This window comes from Streptomyces sp. NPDC041124, from assembly GCF_055592385.1.
Genome location: NZ_JBVIYR010000002.1, coordinates 753,475 through 768,545, shown reverse-complemented (window position 1 = coordinate 768,545; position 15,071 = coordinate 753,475). Strand labels below are relative to the sequence as shown.

Annotated in this window: 15 protein-coding genes and 2 pseudogenes; 7 read left to right on the top strand and 10 right to left on the bottom strand. The window is 71.0% G+C overall.

All coding sequences use genetic code 11. From position 1 onward, the window contains the following. Positions 1-25: 25 nt before the first annotated feature. The gene (locus tag ACZ6A9_RS07960; protein ID WP_468980432.1) at positions 26-424 is read left to right on the top strand and encodes a hypothetical protein; all 399 of its coding nucleotides are present in this window, start codon (positions 26-28) and stop codon (positions 422-424) included. Here the strand turns inward: ACZ6A9_RS07960 and ACZ6A9_RS07955 are convergent. The 4 genes and pseudogenes from ACZ6A9_RS07955 to ACZ6A9_RS07940 form a co-directional block, all read right to left on the bottom strand. Then, entirely contained in the window at positions 406-861 is a 456-nt protein-coding gene (locus ACZ6A9_RS07955; protein WP_468980430.1) for a hypothetical protein, read from the bottom strand. The genes ACZ6A9_RS07960 and ACZ6A9_RS07955 overlap by 19 nt on opposite strands. Positions 862-1,233: 372 nt before the next feature. After that, positions 1,234-2,738: pseudogene (locus ACZ6A9_RS07950) on the bottom strand (alpha/beta hydrolase). A 66-nt stretch (positions 2,739-2,804) separates the two neighbouring features. Beyond that, positions 2,805-3,125 (bottom strand): DUF397 domain-containing protein, encoded by a 321-nt coding sequence (locus ACZ6A9_RS07945; protein ID WP_468980427.1) that lies wholly within the window; start codon positions 3,123-3,125, stop codon positions 2,805-2,807. Beyond that, positions 3,107-3,939: pseudogene (locus ACZ6A9_RS07940) on the bottom strand (helix-turn-helix domain-containing protein). Before ACZ6A9_RS07940 ends, ACZ6A9_RS07945 begins: the two are co-directional and overlap by 19 nt. Positions 3,940-4,054: 115 nt before the next feature. Between ACZ6A9_RS07940 and ACZ6A9_RS07935 the strand changes: the two are divergent. The 4 genes from ACZ6A9_RS07935 (at position 4,055) to ACZ6A9_RS07920 (ending at position 6,580) form a co-directional block, all read left to right on the top strand. Next, complete coding sequence (locus ACZ6A9_RS07935) at positions 4,055-4,264, top strand: hypothetical protein (protein WP_228969000.1); 210 nt, start codon at positions 4,055-4,057, stop codon at positions 4,262-4,264. Next, the gene (locus ACZ6A9_RS07930; RefSeq protein ID WP_468980424.1) at positions 4,261-4,476 is read left to right on the top strand and encodes a hypothetical protein; all 216 of its coding nucleotides are present in this window, start codon (positions 4,261-4,263) and stop codon (positions 4,474-4,476) included. The genes ACZ6A9_RS07935 and ACZ6A9_RS07930 overlap by 4 nt, the downstream gene beginning before the upstream one ends. A 484-nt stretch (positions 4,477-4,960) precedes the next feature. Next, entirely contained in the window at positions 4,961-5,707 is a 747-nt protein-coding gene (gene recO / locus ACZ6A9_RS07925) for a DNA repair protein RecO (protein ID WP_468980422.1), read from the top strand. Positions 5,708-5,743: 36 nt separating this feature from the next. Continuing rightward, positions 5,744-6,580, top strand: coding sequence for an isoprenyl transferase (locus tag ACZ6A9_RS07920; RefSeq protein WP_468980419.1), 837 nt, complete (start codon positions 5,744-5,746; stop codon positions 6,578-6,580). Between the two features lie 45 nt (positions 6,581-6,625). On the opposite strand, the gene ACZ6A9_RS07915 is transcribed toward ACZ6A9_RS07920, so the two are convergent. From ACZ6A9_RS07915 to ACZ6A9_RS07900, 4 genes are all read right to left on the bottom strand, one after another. Continuing rightward, entirely contained in the window at positions 6,626-7,036 is a 411-nt protein-coding gene (locus ACZ6A9_RS07915) for a Fur family transcriptional regulator (RefSeq protein WP_468980416.1), read from the bottom strand. 76 nt (positions 7,037-7,112) lie between these two features. Continuing rightward, a complete protein-coding gene (locus ACZ6A9_RS07910; RefSeq protein WP_468980413.1) occupies positions 7,113-8,000 on the bottom strand; it encodes a metal ABC transporter permease in 888 nt (295 codons plus the stop codon). Beyond that, a complete protein-coding gene (locus ACZ6A9_RS07905) occupies positions 8,000-8,773 on the bottom strand; it encodes a metal ABC transporter ATP-binding protein (RefSeq protein WP_468980410.1) in 774 nt (257 codons plus the stop codon). Before ACZ6A9_RS07905 ends, ACZ6A9_RS07910 begins: the two co-directional genes overlap by 1 nt. Before the next feature lie 23 nt (positions 8,774-8,796). Then, positions 8,797-9,816, bottom strand: coding sequence for a metal ABC transporter substrate-binding protein (locus ACZ6A9_RS07900; protein WP_468980407.1), 1,020 nt, complete (start codon positions 9,814-9,816; stop codon positions 8,797-8,799). Positions 9,817-9,977: 161 nt separating this feature from the next. Between ACZ6A9_RS07900 and ACZ6A9_RS07895 the strand changes: the two genes are divergently transcribed. Beyond that, positions 9,978-11,360 (top strand): glycine--tRNA ligase, encoded by a 1,383-nt coding sequence (locus ACZ6A9_RS07895; protein ID WP_468980404.1) that lies wholly within the window; start codon positions 9,978-9,980, stop codon positions 11,358-11,360. Between the two features lie 88 nt (positions 11,361-11,448). Here the strand turns inward: ACZ6A9_RS07895 and ACZ6A9_RS07890 are convergent, their stop codons facing one another. Next, positions 11,449-11,655, bottom strand: a complete 207-nt coding sequence (locus ACZ6A9_RS07890; RefSeq protein WP_468980400.1) for a hypothetical protein — start codon at positions 11,653-11,655, stop codon at positions 11,449-11,451. Positions 11,656-11,931: 276 nt separating this feature from the next. Between ACZ6A9_RS07890 and dusB the strand changes: the two genes are divergently transcribed. Next, positions 11,932-13,086 (top strand): tRNA dihydrouridine synthase DusB, encoded by a 1,155-nt coding sequence (gene dusB, locus ACZ6A9_RS07885; protein WP_468980397.1) that lies wholly within the window; start codon positions 11,932-11,934, stop codon positions 13,084-13,086. 84 nt (positions 13,087-13,170) lie between these two features. On the opposite strand, the gene ACZ6A9_RS07880 is transcribed toward dusB, so the two are convergent. Continuing rightward, a complete protein-coding gene (locus tag ACZ6A9_RS07880; RefSeq protein ID WP_468980394.1) occupies positions 13,171-14,895 on the bottom strand; it encodes an alkaline phosphatase family protein in 1,725 nt (574 codons plus the stop codon). Between the last annotated feature and the right edge of the window lie 176 nt (positions 14,896-15,071).

The window sequence follows — 15,071 nt, the reverse complement described above, 5'->3', positions numbered from 1 at the left end:
CGCGTTCGCTCCCTACAGTCGCCGCATGACCACCGAGGACGAGCACCCAAGCCGGCCCGACATCACCGCGATGCTCAAAGACCAGACCAGTGCCTGCAAGGCAGCACGCGACGCCATCGCCGCCGGCGGCGAGGTAATGCTCTACAACGGGCAGCCGCCACAGTGGATGGCCCTCGGCATCGCTGCGACAAGGCTGAAACGGTCGTCGAAGACCGGCCTGACGACCCTCGGCCTTGACGAGACCGTTGAGATCCTTCGCGCTCGGCACCGCGACGAGCACCTGCGTACCGGCAACATCGTCGCAGCAGACCGGTCCTGGTTCTTCACCCTGTACTTCGACGCCACCGGGACCGAGCTCCTGGCGTGCAGCGGCGTCAAGAACGAGCGACCTCCGCGGGGGGACGGTCAGAAGCTCCAGCTGTAGAGGCCGCCACCCGTATCCGCCGCAGACGCTGCGAGGCGGGCAACGCCCTGCAAGACCGCAAGGAGGTCATCGTCGGTCATGTCGTCGCCGTCCTCGGACCGGAGCCGCGTGGTCCAGCGGCCTGCGAGCTCTTCGAGTTCGGCGGAACTCGCTTTGCCGAGCGCTCGGGTCAGCCGCTTCGGCAGAGCGAACACCTCAACGCCGTCGTTCAGGGGGGCGGTGACCCACTCGGGCCACGGCCGCCACGCATAGAGCCGCTCAAGCGGCGGAGCCTCGGCCGAAGGCACCTCGAAGTACATGTCCCACTCGGCGATGGCACTGTCCGGCTCAATAGAACGGCAGGTCACGGACTCAAATGCCTCACCAGGCCCCCGCAGGCGCGTCGAGGCGGCCGTCTCGTCGTCAGGGGCGAGGAAGAACACTACGTCGTGGGCCATTCGAGCATGATGGCAGCCCGCGGCAGACGGGGTGCTGCGTAGTCGGTCTCAGCCGTCTGGCGGCGGGCCACCTCGGCTGCATGGGCGGTCCTGACGGCCCCGGCGGCCCGCCGTTCGGCGACTGACGGACTGATACCGAGAAGGCGTTGGAGGACGGCCGGTGGCGTCCGTGTGCAGAGATCGAGCAGTGCCGCGCATCGCCCGGCCTCCGTCGGGAGTCCGGTCCTGCGGAGGCGGCGGCGAGTTGCTTGCCGCTCAGCGGCTTGCCGGCCGCTGAGTCGGGAAGAGCCAGGGTGCGTCGAGGTCGTTCGGCAGCACGTCACGTCGATGATCGTTTGCGGTGTCGACGAGCTGGAGGACCAGGCCGTCCAGTCAGCGGCAGTACAGGTCCCGGCCCGGGCGCTCGCCGGTGGTCAGGAAGCGGGAGACCGCCCGGTCGCCGCAGGGGTTCCCCTCGGCGAGGTAGGCGTTGTGGCCGGTGGAGTTCACCGTGACCATGACCGCCCGGCCGCCGAACGCCTCACGGAGCTTCAGCGCGCCGCCGAGGGGCGTGGCCACGTCCCGTTCGTTCTGGACGAGGAGGACGTTGGACGGCCCCCGGCCGGTGATCCGCGTCGGAGCCTCGCGGGGCGGGTGGGGCCAGGCGGCGCACGGCATCGCGTTGCGGGGCATGCCGGCGGTGAGCGGGTGCGACGCCCGGCTCTCGGCGACGCCCCGTGCGTACTCGGCGGCCGACTTGGGCCAGGACACGTCGTTGCACAGCGTCCCGATTCCGACGGCGGTCACGTTCTGCAGGACCGTCTCCGGCGGCGTGGCCGGCACGGGCGGTACGGTGCCCTGCCCGGCCGCCAGCATCACCTTCGCGAGGGCCGGGTAACGGCGCGGCTGGTAGAGGCTGTCCAGCATGGTCTGGCGCAGCACGTTGCCGTTCAGCTCGCCGGGGTTGGCGCCGGGCCAGGGGATCGGCTCGTGGTCCAGGCGGGCGGCGAGCCGCAGGAACAGCGGACGCACCTCGGCGGCCGTCTCCGCCACCCGGTCCGGGTTGCCGGGCGCCGACGCCCACGCGGCGAAGTGCCAGAACACGTCCTCGACGCCTTGCTCGTGCCCGGCGAGCCAGGCACGCGCCACCCGGGCCGGGTCGGGATCGTCGTTGCTGTCCAGCACGATCCGGTCCGTCCGGTGCGGGAACATCTGGCTGTACACCGCTCCGACGTACGTGCCGTACGAGACGCCCCACGCGGAGATCCTGCGCTCCCCCAGTGCGGCGCGGACGCGGTCGAGGTCGCGGGCGTTGTCGCGGGTGCTGATGTGCCGGATCAGATCGCCGCCGTTGCGCAGGCATGCCTGTGTCATGCGCTCGGCGGTGGCCATGTTCTCGTCGACCGAGCCGTCCGGGGCGGGCCAGGGGCGTAGCTTCGTCAGCGCCAGGTCGTCGTGTCCCAGACCGCAGTCGACGGACGTGGACGGGGCGAGACCGCGCGGCGCGAACCCGATCAGGTCGTACCGGTCGCGCACCTCCTGCGGCAGCTTCTGTCCCTTGCCGGAGGGGTCACCGAGGCTGGATCCACCCGGCCCGCCCGGGATGAGGAACAGCGCGCCGCGCCGCACCCGGCCGTCCTCGGCGGGGATCCGGGACAGCGCGAGGGAGATCTGCTTGCCGTCGGGGGCGGCGTGGTCCAGGGGGACCCGGAGGGTGGCGCACCGCTGACGGGGGTCGGCGGCACCGGTGCCCTCGCAGGGACCCAGGCGAGCGCCGCCCGGGGCTCGCCACCGGTGGCGGGAGCGGGTAAGGCTCCGGCGGTCAGGGGCGGGAGCAGCGCGACGAGGAGTGCGGCGGGGACGGCCGTCAGGGCGAGGTTGCGCAGGGTCGATGACATGCCTACGAGCGTCGCGGCATCACGCCGATGTCCCCATCCGGGCAACGGCCCTGTTCCTACGGTGGCTTACCCCTGGACGGACCGGGGGTGCGCCCCTCGTCCCGGGCGCGGAGCCATGGCGCCGGCGGAGAGGAACGCCGTCCAGGCGGCCGACCCGACGACGATCACCGGACCGCCGGTGCCCAGCTTGCTGTCCCGGACGGGGACGGCACCGGGGGCTCCGTCGGCGACTTCGAGGCAGTTGCCTCCGTTGCCGTCGCTGTAGGTGCTCTTGCGCCAGCGGGCGGCGCCGGGGAAGTCGTAGGCGACCTCGACACACTCGCCTCCATTGCCGTCGCTGTAACTGCTCCGGCGCCAGCGTGCGTTGCTCAGCTCGTACTCTCGCATCGTCTGGAGTCCTCCGCTGCCGACTCGATCAGGGCCAGCGATGCCTCCGGCGGAAGTGCGGCGGCCCTGATCAGATCGTATGTCGAGGTCGCACGCTTCACCACAGCTGGATCGTCCAGCAGATTCCCCGAATACACGGCCTCCGTATAGGCCGTGGGTGGCGCGTCGTCGAACTCCATCAGCCGCAGGGTTCCGTTCATGACCGCGTACGCGCCGACCTTGTACGGCAGCACCTGCACCACCACCGTCCGCTCCCGAGTGAGCGCCGCCACGTGCTCCAGCTGCCGTGCCATGCCGATGAGTCCACCGACCGGGATACGCAGTACGTGCTCGTGGAGAACAACCCAGTAGATGGGCCGTTTCGCGTCCTTGAGGAGAAGGTGGCGCTCCATTCGGCCCGGCACCTTGTTTTCGATGTACTCGTCCGACGCGAAGGGGTTCATCGCCAGAGTGACTGACCTCGCGTACTCCGGAGTCTGCAACAGTCCCGGCACCAGCGCGGGCGCGAAGTCGCAGATCTTGGTCGCCAGCGCCTCCAACTCCGCAGCCTTGGCGAAGTATTCCGCGTACCGGCGGTCGTCGATCAGCTTCTTGCACAGCCGCTCGAAATACCGTCGGTTTGCAGCGTCTCGTCGATGCGCTGGGCCACGTCCAATTGCGGTTTGCGGATCGCCTGTTCGAACTGGCCGATGTAACCGCCGGAGACGAACACCCGTGTCCCCAGGTCCACCTGCGTGAAGCCGGCGTCCTCCCGGCGTCGCTTCAGCTCCGCGCCGAAGAACTCCCACGTCGCCTGGCGTGAACCGTTGGCCATTGTTAACCCCTTTGTGCAGCCCCGCACTTGTAGGGCGTGAACCCCTTCCGAGTGTAAGCACGCAGCGTCACTCTTGGGATACGAGGGGTGAAGGTCGATGGGAAAGGGAATCAGCGTGACGGCACGACATGCGGCGCACTGCGTCGGGGAAGCGGAGGAAGTGGTGAAGGAATTGCGGGCGGCACTCGCGAAGGCCGGAATTTCCCTGCCGTCACTGGGTCTTGACCCGGTGAGTCTTGCGCGGGAGGCGCCTTGTCCGCTCGTCGAATTGGGGCGGTGTTCCGTCGAGACCGCGCGGCGCATCGCGGCGGCGGTGTCGCGGTGAAGCCTCCCCTGGGCGCGTACGTCGTGGACACCGGAACCGAGCGGATCGGCATCGTCATGGGGCACGAGGGCCCCTACGTCCAGCTGAGACCGTACGGTGGTGGCCGGGAGTGGGACGCCGACCCCCGCGTCGTGCGGCACGCGACCCCGGCCGAGCGGCTGCGCGCGGCGACCGCCTACGTCAACGCGCGCAGCCGGGGGGAACTGCCCTGAACGCGGGTCACGACGGCCAGCCGCGCGGAGCGGCGTCGGCCGTCTCCTGCAGGCCGCCGCGACCGGTGCCGCCGGCGGCCCGCACGGCGATGCCGAAGGCGACGGCGGTGACGTGGCGGGGGGAGGAGTCCGGGATCCGTCTCCGGCGGCAGTGCGCCGTCGTCGACGGCTCGCCGGAACCGGTCCCGCGGGCGGACGCTGCCGTCGTCGCGCCAGACGGCGAGGAGGTCACTGACCGCCTGCCCGGGGGCACCGGTGGCCAGGGCGCCCCGTGACGCCCAGGACCCCGGCCGGGTGCGACGAGCGGGTGGTGGTGCGGCCGGTGCCCGCCGGACCGCCCGCAGGAGGTCACCGTTGTGGCCCCGGGGCGGCTTCGACACCGGGCCGAGCCTGAACATCGGCGGCGGCCCGAACCGGATCCGAGGCACCGCCCGCGAGAGCGGGCGGCGCACGGGGCGGTGCCCGCGTACGGGAGAATGGACCCATGAGTCTGTTCCGCGACGACGGCATCGTGCTGCGCACCCAGAAGCTGGGGGAGGCGGACCGGATCATCACCTTGCTCACGCGTGGTCACGGCCGGGTACGCGCCGTGGCGAGGGGGGTGCGCCGGACGAAGTCCAAGTTCGGCGCCCGCCTCGAACCGTTCTCGCACGTGGACGTGCAGTTCTTCTCCAGGGGCAGCGAACTGGTCGGGCGCGGCCTGCCGCTGTGCACGCAGAGCGAGACGATCGCGCCGTACGGCGGCGGGATCGTGACGGACTACGGGCGCTACACCGCCGGGACGGCCATGCTGGAGACGGCCGAGCGGTTCACCGACCACGAGGGGGAGCCGGCGGTGCAGCAGTACCTGCTGCTGGTCGGGGCCCTGCGGACGCTCGCCCGGGGCGAGCACGCGCCCCCTCTCGTGCTCGACGCGTTCCTGCTGCGCTCCCTCGCCGTCAACGGGTACGCGCCGAGCTTCACCGACTGCGCGAAGTGCGGGATGCCGGGGCCGAACCGGTTCTTCTCGGTCGCGTCGGGCGGTTCCCTCTGCCCCGACTGCCGGGTGCCCGGCAGCGTCGTACCCTCACCGCAGGCCCTGGAACTCCTCGGAGCGCTGCTTACGGGAGACTGGGAGACCGCGGACGCGTGCGAGGCGCGCTACGTCCGGGAGGGGAGCGGGCTGGTGTCCGCCTACCTGCACTGGCACCTGGAGCGCGGGCTGCGCTCGCTCCGGTTCGTCGAGAAGTGACGCGCGCAGCGCACAGCCAGAGGAGACGAGAGGCACATGGTCGTACGCGGGTTCCTGGGGCGTCAGCGCCGGGAGTACAGGACGCCGGAACCGCACCCGTCGGGCGCGCGGCCGCCGAAGCTCCCCGGGGAGCTGGTCCCGAACCACGTGGCGATCGTCATGGACGGCAACGGACGCTGGGCGAAGGAGCGCGGGCTGCCCCGCACCGAGGGCCACAAGGTCGGCGCCGAGCGGGTGCTGGACGTGCTCCAGGGCGCGGTCGAGATGGGCGTGGGGGCGATCTCGCTGTACGCCTTCTCCACCGAGAACTGGAAGCGCTCACCCGACGAGGTGCGCTTCCTGATGAACTTCAACCGTGACTTCATCCGCAGGACCCGCGACCAGCTGGACGAGCTGGGGATCCGGGTGCGGTGGGTCGGGCGGATGCCCAAGCTGTGGAAGTCGGTGGCCAAGGAGCTCCAGATCGCCCAGGAGCAGACGAAGGACAACGACCGGCTGACCCTGTACTTCTGCATGAACTACGGCGGGCGCGCCGAGATCGCCGATGCCGCGAAGGCACTGGCGGAGGACGTCAAGGCCGGGCGGCTGGACCCGTCGAAGGTGACGGAGAAGACCTTCGAGAAGTACCTGTACTACCCGGACATGCCGGACGTGGACCTGTTCCTGCGGCCGAGCGGTGAGCAGCGCACGTCCAACTACCTGTTGTGGCAGAGCGCCTACGCCGAGATGGTCTTCCAGGACGTGCTGTGGCCGGACTTCGACCGGCGTGACCTGTGGCGGGCCTGTCTGGAATTCGCTTCCCGTGACCGGCGGTTCGGCGGGGCGATCCCCAACGAGGAACTGCTGGCCATGGAGGGACGCCAGGAGTCCTGAGCGGGGGTGCGCGGTGGCGTGCGCCGGCTCGGGTGAGCCGGGGCGCTACGCCGCCGCGCACTCCGCGCAGGTGCCGAAGATCTCCACCGTGTGGGCCACGTTGACGTAGCCGTGTTCGGCCGCGATGGCCTCGGCCCACTTCTCCACGGCCGGGCCCTCGACCTCGACCGCCTTGCCGCAGCTGCGGCAGACCAGGTGGTGGTGATGGTCGCCGGTCGAGCAGCGGCGGTACACGGACTCGCCGTCGGCGGTGCGCAGGACGTCGACCTCGCCCGCGTCGGCGAGGGACTGCAAGGTGCGGTACACCGTGGTGAGTCCGACCGAGTCGCCCTTGTGCTTGAGCATGTCGTGCAGTTCCTGCGCGCTGCGGAACTCGTCGACCTCCTGGAGGCAAGCCGCCACTGCGGCACGCTGCCGGGTGGCGCGGCCCTTCACGGGCGGTCCTGCGGTCGTCACGGGATTGCCTCCTCGCATCTGGCGTCTGCCCGGGCCATTGTGCCAGCCCGGGCGGAGGAGAGTCGGGCGCCGTCTCCTAGCCGGCCGGGCGGCTGGCCGGAATCGCGCATTCCGCGGGATCGCCGCCCGGCTGTGCGGCGGCGAGAGCCCGGGCGCGGCGGCGGGCCAGCGGGGTGGCCAGCGCGGTCAGGGCGATGAACGCGGCGATGGTCAGCAGCACGATCGTCGCGCCGGGCGGCACGTCCTGGTGGTACGAGGTGACCGTGCCGCCGATGGTCACGCTCACGCCGATCGCGACGGCGATGGCGAACGTGGCGGCGAAGCTCCGGGTGAGCTGCTGGGCCGCCGCGACCGGCACCACCATGAGCGCGCTCACCAGCAGCAGGCCGACCACGCGCATCGCGACGGAGACCGTCACGGCCGCCGTGATCGCCGTCAGCAGGTTCAGGAACCGCACCGGCAGGCCCGTCACCCGCGCGAACTCCTCGTCCTGGCTGACCGCGAAGAGCTGCTTGCGCAGGCCGACGGTGACGAGCACCACGAAGGCGGCCAGCAGGCAGATCGCGGTGACGTCGGACTCCGAGACCGTGGACAGGGAGCCGAAGAGGAACGAGGAGAGGTTGCCGGTGGAGCCGCCGGGGGCGAGGTTGATGAACATCACGCCGCCGGCCATACCGCCGTAGAAGAGCATCGCGAGGGCGATGTCGCCGCGGGTCTTGGCGTACCAGCGGACCAGTTCCATGAAGACGGCGCCGAGCACCGAGACCAGCGTCGCCATCCACACCGGGGACCAGCTGAACAGGAAGCCGAGACCGACGCCGGTCATGGCGACGTGACCGATGCCGTCGCCCATGAGGGCCTGGCGGCGCTGGACCAGGTAGATGCCGACGGCGGGGGCGGTGATGCCGACCAGGACGGCGGCGAGCAGCGCCCGCTGCATGAAGGCGTAGTCGAGGATCTCCATCAGCTCAGCAGTCCCGTACGGATCGGTTCGGCGCCCACGGGGGCGTGCGGGTGGACGTGGTCGTGGCCGGGCAGGGCGTGCTGGCCGACGGCCTTCGGGGGCGGTCCGTCGTGCACGACGCAGCCGTCGCGCAGGACGACCGCCCGGTCGATCAGGGGCTCCAGCGGGCCCAGTTCGTGCAGGACGAGGAGGACGGTCGCACCCTCGGCCACCTGGCCCCTCAGGGTCTCGGCCAGGACCTCCTGGCTGGCCAGGTCGACGCCCGCCATCGGCTCGTCCATGATCAGCAGTTCGGGGGCGGCGGCGAGCGCGCGGGCGATCAGGACCCGCTGGTGCTGGCCGCCGGAGAGGGCGTCGACGGAGTCCTTGGCGCGGTCCGCCATGCCGACGAGGTCCAGGGCGTGCCGTACGGCCTCGCGGTCGGCCTTGCGGAAGAGACCGAAGCGGGTACGGGCCAGCCGGCCGGAGGAGACGACCTCGGCGACCGTGGCGGGCACGCCTCCGGCGGCGGTGGTGCGCTGCGGGACGTAGCCCACGCGCGCCCAGTCGCGGAACCGGTGCCGGGGGGTGCCGAACAGCTCGATCGCGCCGTCGGTGACGGGCACCTGGCCGATGACGGCGCGCACGGCCGTCGACTTGCCGGAGCCGTTGGCGCCGAGCAGGGCGACGACCTCGCCGCGCCGCACGGTGAGGTCGATGCCGCGCAGCACCGGGCGGGCGCCCAGTTCGGCGCGGACGCCGCGCAGGGAGATGACGGGGTCGGTCGTCGTCATGCCGTCCTCCGGTGGTGTGCCGGTCACTTGGCGCCCAGGGCCTTCTGCAGCGCCGTGAGGTTGGCTTCCATGACCTGGAAGTAGTCCTCGCCGCGGGAGTCGTCCGTGATGCCTTCGAGGGGGTCGAGGACGTCGGTCTTGAGTCCGGCGTCGGCGGCTAGGGTCTTGGCGGTCCGGTCGCTGACGAGGGTCTCGTAGAAGACGGTGGTGACGCCGTCGGCCTTCGCGGTCTGCTGGAGTTCCTTCACGCGGGCGCCGCTGGGCTCCGACTCGGGGTCCAGGCCGCTGATGGACTCCTCGGTCAGGCCGTAGCGCCCGGCGAGGTGGCCGAAGGCGGCGTGCGTGGTGATGAAGACGCCGGTCCTGCGGTCCGCGAGGCCGGTCTCGAACTTCTCGTCCAGGGCGTTCAGTTTGCCGACCAGGGCCGCGGTGTTCTTCTTGTAGTCGGCGGCGTGGTCCGGGTCGGCCTTCTCGAAGGCCTTGCCGACGCCCTCGGCGACCTCGGCGTACTTGACCGGGTCGAGCCAGACGTGGGGGTCCTGGCCCTCCTCGTGCGCGTGGTCGTGGCCCTCGTCCTTCTGGCCCTCGTCCGCGTGGCCCTCGTCCTCGTGACCGTGTTCGTCCTCGTGGCCGTGCTCGTCCTCGTGACCGCCGGACTCGGCGGCGTGGGACTCCAGGGAGGTCAGCGTGGCCGCGTCGATCTTCGTCTTCACCTCGGACTGGCCGATGGCCTCGTCGACGGTCGGCTGGAGGCCCTTGAGGTAGAGGGCGGCGTCGGACTCCTGGAGCTGCGCGGTCTGCTTGGCGCTGATCTCCAGGTCGTGCGGCTCCTGGCCGGGCTGGGTGAGACTGGTGACGTTGACGTGCTCGCCGCCGATCTGCTCGGCGAGGAAGGCCATCGGGTAGAACGACGCCACGACGTCGAACTTGTCGGTGTTGCCCGCGGCGGTGCTGTCGGAGGAGCAGGCGGTGAGGCCGCCGAGGCCGAGGGCGGTGACCGCGGCCAGGGCGGCCGCGGATATGTGGCGTCGTCGTACGTTCATGACACTCATTTTCAACAAATATGGAAACCGTTGTCAACAAAGCACGTGAGAGGGCTGTAGCGGACACCGAATTGGTCGCGGGGCAGGCCACGCCGGTAGCCTGAGTGCTTCGCTGGAAGCAATCTCGCTTCGTCGCCCGTCGTCGTAATGAAGAGAGCACCGTGGCCGCCGACAAGATCGACACCATCGTCAGCCTGAGCAAGCGCCGTGGCTTCGTATTCCCCAGTAGTGAGATCTACGGCGGTACGAAGGCCGCCTGGGACTACGGACCGCTGGGTGTCGAGCTCAAGGAAAACCTGAAGCGCCAGTGGTGGCGCTACATGGTCACCTCGCGCGAGGACGTGGTCGGTATCGACTCGTCCGTGATCCTCGCCCCGGACGTGTGGGTCGCCTCCGGTCATGTCGCGACCTTCACGGACCCGCTGACCGAGTGCACCTCCTGCCACAAGCGGTTCCGCGCGGACCACCTGGAGGAGGCGTACGAGGAGAAGAAGGGCCGCGCCCCGGAGAACGGCCTCGCCGACCTCAGCTGCCCCAACTGCGGCAACAAGGGCACCTTCACCGAGCCCAAGCAGTTCTCCGGTCTGCTCTCCACCCACCTCGGCCCGACGCAGGACTCCGGCTCCATCGCCTACCTGCGCCCCGAGACCGCCCAGGGCATCTTCACCAACTTCGCCCAGGTGCAGACCGCTTCGCGCAAGAAGCCGCCGTTCGGCATCGCCCAGATGGGCAAGTCCTTCCGCAACGAGATCACGCCCGGCAACTTCATCTTCCGCACCCGTGAGTTCGAGCAGATGGAGATGGAGTTCTTCGTCAAGCCGGGCGAGGACGAGCAGTGGCAGGAGTACTGGATGGAGCAGCGCTGGAACTGGTACACCGGTCTCGGCCTGCGCGAGGAGAACATGCGGTGGTACGAGCACCCGAAGGAGAAGCTCTCCCACTACTCCAAGCGCACCGCTGACATCGAGTACCGCTTCCAGTTCGGCGGCAGCGAGTGGGGCGAGCTGGAGGGCGTCGCCAACCGCACCGACTACGACCTCGGTGCCCACTCCAAGGCCTCCGGCCAGGATCTCGCCTACTTCGACCAGGAGGCCGGCGAGCGCTGGACGCCGTACGTCATCGAGCCGGCGGCCGGTGTCGGCCGGGCCATGCTCGCCTTCCTGCTCGACGCCTACGTCGAGGACGAGGCGCCCAACGCCAAGGGCAAGATGGAGAAGCGGACCGTGCTGCGGCTCGACCACCGCCTCGCTCCGGTGAAGGCGGCCGTGCTCCCGCTGTCCCGCAACGCCGAGCTGTCGCCGAAGGCGAAGGGGCTCGCGCAGACGCTGCGGCAGAACTGGAACATCGAGTTCGACGACGCCGGTGCGATCGGGCGCCGTTACCGCCGCCAGGACGAGATCGGCACGCCGTTCTGCGTCACGGTCGACTTCGACACGCTGGACGACAACGCGGTGACCGTGCGCGAGCGCGACACCATGAAGCAGGAGCGCGTGTCGCTGGACCAGATCGAGGGGTACCTGGCGGCCCGACTGATCGGCGCCTAGCCTTCGGCCGCCGTCGCCGTACCAGGGGCCTCTGCCCCTGACCGTCTCGTGGGCCCGCCCACCACCCGGGTCCGGGTGGTGGGCGGGCTCATGCCACCGTCGGGTCCACGGTCGCCTGGTGCGCCTGCGTCAGGTGCTCCTGCGCCTTGAGCCACGGCAGGAACTGGGCGCCCTGGCGCCAGCCGCAGGTCTCGCATCTGATCGTGCGCTGTACTCCCGTGCGCTGGACGTGGACGGTGTGCTCCCGGCCGTGCAGGTCCCAGCGGCTGACTTTGCTCGTGTCGATCTGCGGCATGGTTCCTCCGGAGGTTCGGCAGGGCGTCGGTGTCGCCGTTCCTTGTGCCCCCGTTCCCGTCCGGGGATGACAAGGAGTGTGCCGCAGAAGTGAGTTCGGCGGGTGCGGGTCGGCGGGGCCCGGGGCGGGGTGTCCGCGCGACCCGGTGCCGGCGGGGTGCCGTCGCGCCCGCCCCGGAGACGGCCCGGTGCACGCGGATTCCCCTAGTGCGGTCAACTCATGACCGCTCCGCGATGACCGTCCCGGGTACCCCGCCGCATGCGGGACAATGGGGGAATGCCCATGCCCTCGCCTACCGTGAACACCGTCCTGCCCATCGGCCCGCACGCCGTGCGACCGCCCGTCGTGCTCGCACCCATGGCCGGGATCACCAACGCCCCCTTCCGCACCCTGTGCAGGGAGTTCAGCGGGGGCAAGGGGCTGTTCGTCAGCGAGATGATCACCACCCGGGCGCTGGTCGAGCGCAACGAGAAGACCATGCAGCTGATCCGGTTCGACGCGAGCGAGACGCCGCGCTCCATCCAGCTGTACGGCGTGGACCCGGCGACCGTCGGCAAGGCCGTCCGCATGATCGTGGAGGAGGACCTGGCCGACCACATCGACCTCAACTTCGGCTGCCCGGTCCCCAAGGTGACCCGCAAGGGCGGCGGCTCGGCCCTCCCGTACAAGCGGAACCTGCTGCGGTCCATCCTGCGTGAGGCGGTCAGCGGGGCGGGCGGACTGCCGGTGACGATGAAGATGCGCAAGGGCATCGACGACGACCACCTGACCTACCTGGACGCCGGCCGGATCGCCGTCGAGGAGGGGGTCACCGCCATCGCGCTGCACGGCCGCACCACCGCCCAGCACTACGGCGGCACCGCCGACTGGGACGCCATCGCGCGGCTCAAGGAGCATGTGCCGGAGATCCCGGTGCTCGGCAACGGCGACATCTGGTCGGCCGAGGACGCGCTCAGGATGGTGCGTGAGACGGGCTGTGACGGCGTGGTCGTGGGCCGGGGCTGCCTGGGCCGGCCGTGGCTGTTCGCGGACCTGGTGGCCGCCTTCGAGGGACGGGCCGACGACCGCGCGCGGCCGGCCCTGAGGGAGGTCGCCGACGCCATGGTCCGGCACGCCACGCTGCTGGGCGAGTGGCTCGGTGACGAGTCCCGCGGCGTGATCGACTTCCGCAAGCACGTCGCCTGGTACCTGAAGGGCTTCGCGGTCGGCTCCGAGATGCGCAAGCGGCTCGCGATCACCTCCTCGCTGGAGGAACTGCGGGCCGGGCTCGACGAGCTGGACCTGGACCAGCCCTGGCCGGCCGGCGCCGACGGCCCCCGCGGCCGCACGTCCGGGAACAACCGGGTGGTGCTGCCGGACGGCTGGCTGAAGGACCCGTACGACTGCGCGGGGGTCGGCGAGGAAGCGGAACTCGACACCTCCGGCGGGTGATGACTCGTCCGCGGTAGCCGCCCAGCCGTCCGCGGCGGTCGACCCGGCCGCTCCGGCGGCCGGCCTGCCCGCTCCGGCGCCCGGTCAGTCCCCGGTCGGGTGCGGGACGGAGCCGAAGGCGGTCAGGAAGCGGTCGCGGAAGGCGTCCATCCGCCACACGGGCGCGTCCTTCGCCGGCCGCAGCCCTTCCGTCCAGTTCCAGTCGTCGATCTTCTCCAGCACCTCCGGGTCCTTGGCGACCACCGTCACCGGCACGTCCCGGTTCGCGCCGTGACCGCTCACCTGGGCGATGGGCTGGTGGTCGCCGAGGAAGACGAGCACCGTGTCGTCGGTGCCGTACCGCTCCAGCCACTCGGTGAGACTGGTGACCGAGTACTGGATCGACCTGCCGTACTCCCGCCGGGACTCGGTGGAGTCGGCGATGACGTCGGCGGACTTCCGCCCCGCCTTCGCCACGGCGTGGAAGAGCGAACCGTCGCCGAGGTCGTCCCAGTCGACCATCTCGGGGAGCGGCGCCCACGGCTGGTGGCTGGAGGTGAGGATGATCTCCGACATCAGCGGCCTGGCGCGCGCCCTGCCGTGCTCCAGGCGTTCGTACGCCTCCAGGGCGTACTGGTCCGGCATCGGTGACCAGCTGAACTTCGGTCCCCGGTAGCCCAGGTCGAAGGCGTCGTAGACCTTGTCGAGGCCGTACCACTCGGCCTCCGGCCAGGCCTTCTGCACGCCGGGCATGACGCCGGCGGTGTCCCAGGCGCCGGTCTTCCGGAAGGCCTTGGTGAGGGTGAGGCGGTCGCCGTTGGTGACGGTGCGGTAGCGCTGCTGGTTGTCGATCCACAGGCCGGACAGGGTGGTGGAGTGACCGAGCCAGCTGCTGCCGCCGAACGTCGACGAGGTGAGCCAGCCGCTGCGCGCCCGGTAGCCGGCCTTCGCGAGCGCGGCGGTGCGGGCGTCGACGGTCCCGGTGACGCCGGGTGCGATGAGCGGGTCCTCCAGCGCGCTGCGGCCGTAGCTCTCGATGAAGGCGAAGACGACGTCCTTGCCGCGCAGGTCCGGGACGAGCTGGTCGGGGGGAGTGGCGCCGAAGGCGTCCTCGCGGGCCTCCTTCGCGAACGCGGCCTCGTCGCGCAGGGTGGCCACCACCCGCCGGGTCTGCCCCTTCACCGCCTCCGCGGCCAGGTCGGAGGCGACCGGCACACCGGCGATCTGCACCCCGAGAGCGGTGCAGGTGATCCACACGGTGCCCGCGACGAGCGCGCCCCGGGTGGCGCGGGCGCGGTGCCGGGCCAGCAGGTCGCCCAGCCGGACGGTGGCCAGCGCCATGACGGTCACCAGGAGCAGGGCGAGCAGGACGGCGCCGACCGCCGCGGCGTCGGCCGCCGTGTCGCCCATCGAGTCCTCCAGATAGGACTGGGCGTCGTCGAGCAGCCCCCAGTCGAGGACGACGTTGAAGCCGCGCCCCAGGTACTCGCTGAACCCGATGTCCAGCAGGTTGAGCACGGTCAGCACGCCGATCCCCGCCCCGTACAGCGCCGCCACGACGACGCGCGGCCGGCGGGGCAGGGCGAGCAGCAGGACGGCCCCGACGATCGCCTCGGCGGGGATGCGGGTGAAGCGGTCGGCGCGGACCGCGGGGGCCGTGTTGGGCATCAGGAGGGCGCCGACGACCAGCACCGCGGCGAGGAGGTGGACGGCCCACCGGACGTGGCGGGCGGCGGTGGGGTGCGCGACGCGTGCGGCACGCAGGCGTGTGCGGACGCGCGGACGCGGAAGAGCGCGCAGGCGTGCGAGGACACGTGTGAAGGCGGGCAACCCGGAGGTTCCTTCCGTACCGAGGCCGGTGAGGAGGCGGACCCGGCGTGGGGGTCCGGGTCCGCCGCAGTTCCGTACGGGCGGGACGACCGGTGCGTTCACCTGACCGGGGATTTCCTCTGGGAAGAGCGTGTACCCGGGGTGGGGCGGCGGGGTGCCCGGCCTCGTCCGCATGG

Bases quoted from the DNA above. Each gene is read 5' to 3' on its own strand.
- ACZ6A9_RS07960 (WP_468980432.1), top strand. From the start codon at position 26: ATGACCACCGAGGACGAGCACCCAAGCCGGCCCGACATCACCGCGATG.
- ACZ6A9_RS07890 (WP_468980400.1), bottom strand. From the start codon at position 11,655: ATGCCGCAGATCGACACGAGCAAAGTCAGCCGCTGGGACCTGCACGGC.
- ACZ6A9_RS07905 (WP_468980410.1), bottom strand. From the start codon at position 8,773: ATGACGACGACCGACCCCGTCATCTCCCTGCGCGGCGTCCGCGCCGAA.
- ACZ6A9_RS07900 (WP_468980407.1), bottom strand. From the start codon at position 9,816: ATGAACGTACGACGACGCCACATATCCGCGGCCGCCCTGGCCGCGGTC.
- dusB (WP_468980397.1), top strand. From the start codon at position 11,932: ATGCCCATGCCCTCGCCTACCGTGAACACCGTCCTGCCCATCGGCCCG.
- ACZ6A9_RS07955 (WP_468980430.1), bottom strand. From the start codon at position 861: ATGGCCCACGACGTAGTGTTCTTCCTCGCCCCTGACGACGAGACGGCC.
- ACZ6A9_RS07920 (WP_468980419.1), top strand. From the start codon at position 5,744: ATGGTCGTACGCGGGTTCCTGGGGCGTCAGCGCCGGGAGTACAGGACG.
- recO (WP_468980422.1), top strand. From the start codon at position 4,961: ATGAGTCTGTTCCGCGACGACGGCATCGTGCTGCGCACCCAGAAGCTG.
- ACZ6A9_RS07910 (WP_468980413.1), bottom strand. From the start codon at position 8,000: ATGGAGATCCTCGACTACGCCTTCATGCAGCGGGCGCTGCTCGCCGCC.
- ACZ6A9_RS07945 (WP_468980427.1), bottom strand. From the start codon at position 3,125: ATGCGAGAGTACGAGCTGAGCAACGCACGCTGGCGCCGGAGCAGTTAC.